This window comes from uncultured Campylobacter sp., assembly GCF_938041645.1.
Lineage (GTDB): Bacteria > Campylobacterota > Campylobacteria > Campylobacterales > Campylobacteraceae > Campylobacter_B.
Genome location: NZ_CALIST010000011.1, coordinates 53,603 through 60,472 on the forward strand (window position 1 = coordinate 53,603; position 6,870 = coordinate 60,472).

Annotated in this window: 6 protein-coding genes; all 6 read right to left on the reverse strand. The window is 51.5% G+C overall.

Annotation, left to right across the window (positions count from 1 at the left end; genetic code table 11):
* Positions 1 to 166: 166 nt before the first annotated feature.
* Complete coding sequence (locus Q0600_RS01360; protein WP_298756023.1) at positions 167 to 1,549, reverse strand: peptidoglycan DD-metalloendopeptidase family protein; 1,383 nt, start codon at positions 1,547 to 1,549, stop codon at positions 167 to 169.
* A complete protein-coding gene (locus Q0600_RS01365; protein WP_297882232.1) occupies positions 1,546 to 2,361 on the reverse strand; it encodes a hypothetical protein in 816 nt (271 codons plus the stop codon). The genes Q0600_RS01360 and Q0600_RS01365 overlap by 4 nt, the downstream gene beginning before the upstream one ends.
* A complete protein-coding gene (locus tag Q0600_RS01370) occupies positions 2,348 to 3,037 on the reverse strand; it encodes an ATP-binding cassette domain-containing protein (RefSeq protein WP_005872302.1) in 690 nt (229 codons plus the stop codon). The genes Q0600_RS01365 and Q0600_RS01370 overlap by 14 nt, the downstream gene beginning before the upstream one ends.
* Positions 3,025 to 5,181, reverse strand: coding sequence for a tRNA (guanosine(46)-N7)-methyltransferase TrmB (gene trmB, locus Q0600_RS01375; protein ID WP_298756027.1), 2,157 nt, complete (start codon positions 5,179 to 5,181; stop codon positions 3,025 to 3,027). Before trmB ends, Q0600_RS01370 begins: the two co-directional genes overlap by 13 nt.
* 3 nt (positions 5,182 to 5,184) lie before the next feature.
* Entirely contained in the window at positions 5,185 to 5,850 is a 666-nt protein-coding gene (locus tag Q0600_RS01380) for a fibronectin type III domain-containing protein (protein WP_298756030.1), read from the reverse strand.
* Positions 5,780 to 6,870 (reverse strand): RluA family pseudouridine synthase (locus Q0600_RS01385; RefSeq protein WP_298756032.1); only part of this gene is annotated, 1,091 nt, incomplete at its 5' end. The genes Q0600_RS01385 and Q0600_RS01380, both read right to left, overlap by 71 nt.

Genomic DNA, 6,870 nt, shown 5'->3' on the forward strand with positions numbered 1-6,870 from the left:
TTTAACGTCTCCGCAGAGCTTTCTTTGTTCAAATTTGAAGCGCCGCAATTTTGCTCTTTTAAAGAATTCTGCTCATCTAAATTTAAATCGCAGTCCGAGCTTTGCTCGCTTAAATTTAGACTTTCGGCATCCTCGCAAGATTTGCTAAATTTAGAATTTTTCACGCTTACCTCAGGCTGATGAGATCGAGCGGGTTGATGTGGTAGTTCTGCTGCGTCACTTCAAAGGTCAGATCCGAGCCGATGCGCCCGATGATGTAGCCCTTTTTGACGTTGGAGCCGACGCGCACGGTAGGCGGGATCTGGTTTAGATGCGCGTAGATCGTGTGGATGCCGCCGCTGTGCTCTAGGATCACGACCTTATCGAGCACGGCGGTTTCTTTAGCAAAGACCACTTTGCCCGGTAGCACCGCTTTAACCTGCGTGTCGCCGCTGTTTGAGCCCAGCACGATATTTTCGTTGAAAAGTTTGATGTTATACACGGGATCGTTGTAGTTGCCGAATTTTCGCTTCAAATACGCGCCGTTTAAAGGCGCTGTGGTCTTGGCTCCGCTGTATTTTTTAACGCGCGAGGACTGATAGCTCGAGCCGTACTGCTTGACCTTTTGGTTGATCTTACTTACGCGCTCATCCGCTGGCTCGCTCACTTCGGGCTCGGGCTCGCTAGGCGGCGCAGGCTCGGGCTTGCCCGCCTTTTTGGCAGCCGCCTTTGCTTTGGCGTACTCTTTTTCGCGTGCCTGGCGCTCCTTTTGCTTCTGCGCTTCAAGCTTTGCTTGGCGCGTCGCTTCCTCCTTCTGCGCTTTGGCCTTCTCCTCGGCATCGTCGATGATCTTAAGCTCCTGCAGGGTCTTAGATATGGCGTCTTGCTCGTCGTTTATCTTCTCTAGGCGCGCGATGTAGTCCTCTTTGTCCTTTTTCATCTGCGCGAGCTTCTCTTTTTGGGTGGTTTGCTTGGCGTTGAGATCGGTTTTTTTCTTGTCGTAGCCCGCCATGCTCGCCTGGATCGATTTGATCTTTTTATTCTGTTCGTTGATAAAATTTTGATTATTTTCGTAGTCTTTGATTAACCCCTTCAGCTCGTCGTTCATAACGACGCCGAGCCCCTCTAAAATTTCGCTAGCTACGATAGAATCGGGCGTAGTGGTGGAATTTACGTCGGTGATTAGATCAAACGATAGCTCTTGCGAGATCACGCTTATGATCTTGCTCTCCAGATCGTTTTGCACGCTAAGAAGCGTGACGTTTTGGCTATTAAGCTTTTCAAGCTCCTGCGCTTCGGCGGCGTATTGATCTTTTAAGCCCTCTATCGCGTCGCTTAGCTGCTTAATCTCGCCCTCGCGCTTTTTAAAGCCCTCCTGCTCCTTTACGATTTGGCCTGCAATCTCATCGATCTTTTGCGAGAGCTGCATACCCTCCTTTTGCGAGCTTTTTAGCTCTTGACCCGCTTTGGCGATCTTATCTTTCGTGCTTTGTCCCTTTGCGGGCGCGGCATAAGTAAGAGCCGCGGCGAGCCCTAGCACAAGAAGCGGCGCTAAAAAAGCCCTTTTCATGCTCGTTTATTTCCGATTTGCAGCATCACAAAACTTACCGCGATGATAGATAGCGCTAAGGCGACACCCAAAAGAATCAGCGCATCGTAAGGCAGCACTATGGCGGTGCGTAGATCGCCGATACCCTTAAGCGTGGTCGAAAACACCTCCCAAGAAGGAAGCGCAATGTAAAAGCAGGTCACGATCAGCGTGGCGATGAAGGAGTCTATTATCGCCATTCGGTAGAGTTTGCCGCTTTTTATCAAAAACGACGCGCCGAAAAGCTCCATGATCTCGATGCGCTCTTTGTGTTCGTAAACCCAGATACGCATCTGGCGGTGAATTAACATCACGCCTAAAAGCACGATTAGAAACGCAAAGCCGTAAACGAGGCTTTTTATAAGCAGTAAAATTTTAAAAATTTCATCGTGGGTCTTTTTAAAAATTTCAACCCGCGTAAGCGAGCCGATAGATTTTAGATCCTGCTCGATCTTGGCAAGCTGCGCGGCGTCGGGGAAGCTTTCAAGCTTGACGCTATAAAATTTAGGCAAATTTTTACTAAGCTCGGCAAAGGCGTTTTGTGAAATTTTACCCTTTAGCCGCTCGGTTATGCCCGCTGTGGAAATTTCGCTAATCGAGCTGATCTTCGGTACCGCTTTTTGCGCGTCTTGCAGGCTGAGCGAGGTTTTGGAGACTAGCACGATGTTGTATTCGTTTTGGATCGAGCGCTCGTAGCTTTTGGTCAGATTGCTCATAAAAATTCCAAACTGCACCGAAAAAAGCAGCGCGACGAGCGAAAAGATCACGCCGAAATGGGTTTTAATCGATTTCATTTACTTTAGCGTCCTTAATCTCAAAATGTCGGTGCCTAAAACGAAGCGTAGAGGGCATTTTATGCGTCACGATAACGACGCAGGCGTTCCACGACTCGCACGCCGAGCGCAGCAAATTCCAAATAATGGCGCTGGAGTAGTCGTCCAAATTTCCCGTTGGCTCGTCGCACAGCAGCAGGCGCGGATTATGCGCCATCGCACGCGCTAAAGCCACGCGCTGCTGCTCGCCGCCGCTAAGCTCGAGCGGATACTTACCCATCTTGTGCCCGAGCTCGACGTGGCGCAGTAGCTTTTTGGCTTGGTCTTGGCAGACCTGCTGATTGTAGCCCATTATCATTAACGGAAGCATTATATTGCGCTCGATCGTCCATTCGTTGATCAGGCGGTAGTTTTGAAAGATAATGCCGATGCGCTGGCGCAGGGTGCGCAGATCGGAGTTTGTGATGCCTTTTAGATCGCACAGGCAGACGTTCAGCTCGCCGCCGATGATGTCGATGCCGCCGTAGAAGGACTTAAGCAGCGTGGATTTGCCGCTGCCGCTCTTGCCCGTGATGATGACGAAGTCCTTCGCGCCGATGCCGAAACTCGCGTCTTGGATGACCGCGCCCGCCTTTTCGTAGCCCAGCGTGAGGCCCGCTGCGGTGATGATGTTGTAATCGTCCGTTATCTCTGCCATTGTGAAAATATCTCCGAAATTTTTTGATGTGCCGCGTGGTTTTCGCGCGTAGGAAGCGGGCGGCGGATGAAGTAGCGCGTACCGCTTGCGTTTGCGCGGATAAAACACTGCTGCGGAAAGTCGAATGCCCCGAGCGAAAGCAGGATTAGCACGTCTTGCGGCTCTGCTGTGCACGGCTTGCTTTGCTGTTGCGGCTCGGTGTAGCTTGGTTCACTTTGTCGTTTATCTTGCCGCTCGGCACGATTTAATTTGCCTTGGTGTTTGGCTTGTAGCTCGGCTCGCTTCGGCTCGCTTCGGTACCCGACTTGCGACTTGATAGAGTTTGACTTATTTTGTAATTCTGCTTGCGGCTCGACAGCGTGGTTTAGCTCGTTTTTTAGTTCGGCTTGCGGCTCATTTTTGCAAGATGCGGCGCTTGCTTTTTTTAGAATTTGTGTAACGTTTGCTTCGTCTGTGCGGGTCGCATTCGGCGTGGCGCTCTCTTCTATCGCACGGGTTGCCGCGAATGAGCCATCCAAATTCAGCACATTGCTTGCATCTATTACACTGATCGTTGCAGGTGTAGTTCTTGCACCTGTCGCGTCGATAGCTGCAAGCGCACCCTCCGTGCCGCTAGAATTTAGCGCGTTGCTTGCGTCGATTGTTGCGAGCGGGTCATTTGCGTTTAGTGTATCGCTTGCGGCCGCGGCGCTGTTTATCTGCGTGCCTTGCTTTGTTACGATCTGCTCGCAGGCTAAAGCGCGATTTTCGCCAGGGGCAGTGCGGCTAAATTTAGCGCTTACTGCGATGGGAACATCGCCCGTTAAATTTACGTCGTTTGAGCTCAAGCAATTTTGATTTAAATTTACGCTCTCTTTTACGCCCGCTTCATCCGCGCGGTTTGTATTTGGCGCGGCGCTCGCTTTTTTTAGAATTTGCGTAGCATTCGCGCAAGTTGAAATTTTATCGCCCGCCGCCGTAGCTGAAATTTTGCCGCAGTCTGACGAAATTTCATCCACGCTTACTTGCTCGGTCAAATTTTTGTCGCGCGTCGCGTCTAAATTTATAACCTCGTCGTTTATAGCTTCGCCCGCGCCGCTTAAATTTACGCCGCGCTCCGCGCAAGCTCCGTCCGCGTCCAAGCTTTTTTGCGCGTCAAAGTAAAAAATTTCCTCAAAATGCACGAAAAAACCCTCGCCTTTGAAGGTGAAATTTTTAAAATTCTGCGCTATCTTCGCCGCGTCAAATTTTAAAAATTCCATCTCAAACCGCTGCGGCTCAGCCTGGCCCGCGGTTTTGTTCTCATAGATCAGATCGTAGATATCCTTATCCATTTTGCGCCATCTATCCTCGTATTTGCTCGCTACGGCGGCGTCGCGGTTTTTGAAGTACGAAATTTCGCCCGCTTTGCGCTGCACGTAGGGCGAGAGCTTTTGCATCGCGTAGAGGAAGTACTCCTCACTATCGGTGCGAAGCTCGAAGCGACCGCCGAGCTCGAGCGTGCGTGCGATCTGCGAGGCGAACTCGTCGCTTATGACGCGGCGGTGCGGTGCGTCGTCCCACGGCACGGGGAAGTGCAAAAACACGCGCTGCAGGCAGCCCGCGGGAAGTAGGCTCAGCAAAACCCGCGCGTCGGTGGCAATAAGCGCAATGTTTTGCAGCCCCTCGCGGATCGCTAGCTTTGCGACCTGCTCGATTGCTGGCTTGTAAATTTCGATACCGATTAGCAGCGCGTCTTGATTTGAGCGCGCTTGATGAAGCAGGTGTCTGCCCGAGCCGAAGCCGATCTCGATGAAAATTTTATTAAATTTAGAGCTTTTTACGAGGGATAAAATTTCATTCTCGTCCAAAATCAGCGGCGTTTTTTCGGTAAGCGAGCTGTCTTTGTAGGCAAACGCCTGCGAGATGATCCGCCCGCAGAAGCGCTCTTTAAAAATTTCGAGCGCTCGTTGCAGATGACCGATCTTGGCGGGCTTTGTGATCTTTTCGCCTTTTACTATCACTTTGTCGCCGCTGGGCTTCAGGGTGATAAAAAACTCGCTATCAAAGCTCTTAGTTCGCACGAGCGTTAAATTTCTGCCGCGCGCCGTTTCTAAAAATTCGGTCTCGCCAAGCTTAATCGGCAGCCGCGGCAGGCTCACGCTGCGGGTTATGAAATTCGGCAAGCTTTATTCTGCCTGCGCTGCGGCAATGACTGCACTAGGCTTGGACAGCTCTCCGTTTTCGGTTTTGACGGTGATGCGGTATTCGTATCCTTCGCCGTAATCGATATTGTCGATATACTCAGCACTAAGTCTGCCGCGAACCTCTTTAATCGTGCTCCACGACTCGCCTCCCTTAGGACGGCGCTCTATTAGATAGGAGCTTACGCGAAGATCCGGATGCGGGCGCCAGATGATCTTAACGCGGCCCGGAAGTCCGTAGATCGCCTGCGCAAACGGCACGGACTCTAGCATTTTCGCAGTGCTTGCGATAGCGACCGGAGAAGGAGCCGAAACGCCCTTGGCGCCGTATGTGCGCACCGTGTATTTATACGAAGTGCCCGGCTGCAGCCTCGTATCTACGTAGTGGGTGGAGTATGGATCTGCGATGGTGGCGATCTTTTTGGCTTCGCCGCCGCTTGCGGGCGCGCGATAAACTATAAAGCCCAATACGGCGGTATTTGAGTCGTATCTAGGCCACTCAAGCCCGATCTCATCGTCGCTCGTGATCGTCCTGATCCCCTCTACGCGCGGCAGGCTCTCGTCGCTTGCGCTAGGCGCGCTAGACATAGCGCAGCCACCCGCTAATATCGCTAAAGTAGCGCTCAACGTTAGTCGGTAAAATTTTTTCATAAATTTCATCCTTTACCTTTTGATTTGTCGTAAAATTTAGAAATTCGCTCGGCAAGCCCGCGCATATTTTCACCTCTTTGCCGCTTCGCGGATGGATGAAATAGAGCAAATAGGCATGGAGCAAAATCCTGTTAATTTTAGCGTTTTCGCTCTTAAATCCGTATAAATGATCGCCCAAAATGTGCCGATTTATCGAGCTTAAATGCACGCGGATCTGATGCGTGCGGCCCGTGAAGAGCTTTGCCGCGACGAGATTGAAGCTCTTTAGGTTTATCGGCGGCAAAATTTGGTTTTGAGCGGGATTTTTAAAATTTAAAAATTTATTTTCAGCGAGACGGGCGGCTTTGGTTTCATTTGCGTTCATATCGGCGGTTAAAATTTTATCCTCGCTATCTACGAGATTGTTTGGAATTTTACCTGCGTTGCCCGCGCGGCTGCTTGGAATTTTATCCGCGCTACGCATGTAATTATTTGAAATTTCATCCGCGTTATCCGCGCCTGCGTAGTCGTTTAAAATTTCATCCATGCCCGCGCTCTTGCTCGCAGTTGTACTATCGCCCGCGCTCGTATTTAAAATTTCATCGCACCTCTCGGCGGAGTTTTGAAGCTCCGTTAGTTCCGCGCCGCTTAGAATTTCATAAAACGCGCTCTTTGCGCTGCGCCCGCCGGGCACAATCCCCATTTTTAGACGGTTTGATGGGTTGCGAGCGATCGGGCGCTCGATTACGCAGGGCTCTTTCAGCGGCAGGTCGATGAGTGCGAGGTATATCCGCCCCATGCTCTTATCGCTTAGCTGTGCCGAGAGCGCGGCGTGCGCGGCGTTGTTTTTGGCGACGAGCAGGGCGCCGCTGGTGAGTTTATCCAGGCGGTGCACGATGCCCGCGCGAAGCTCGCCGCCGAGCGTGGAGAGCAGATAGCCGCGAGATTTGAGCCAGTCCACGAGCGTGGGCTCTTTGACGCTTGCGGCGGGGTGGACGGTAAGGCCCGCGGGCTTATTTACCACGAGCAGATCATCGTCCT

Bases quoted from the DNA above. Each gene is read 5' to 3' on its own strand.
- Q0600_RS01360 (WP_298756023.1), bottom strand. From the start codon at position 1,549: ATGAAAAGGGCTTTTTTAGCGCCGCTTCTTGTGCTAGGGCTCGCCGCG.
- Q0600_RS01365 (WP_297882232.1), bottom strand. From the start codon at position 2,361: ATGAAATCGATTAAAACCCATTTCGGCGTGATCTTTTCGCTCGTCGCG.
- Q0600_RS01370 (WP_005872302.1), bottom strand. From the start codon at position 3,037: ATGGCAGAGATAACGGACGATTACAACATCATCACCGCAGCGGGCCTC.
- Q0600_RS01380 (WP_298756030.1), bottom strand. From the start codon at position 5,850: ATGAAAAAATTTTACCGACTAACGTTGAGCGCTACTTTAGCGATATTA.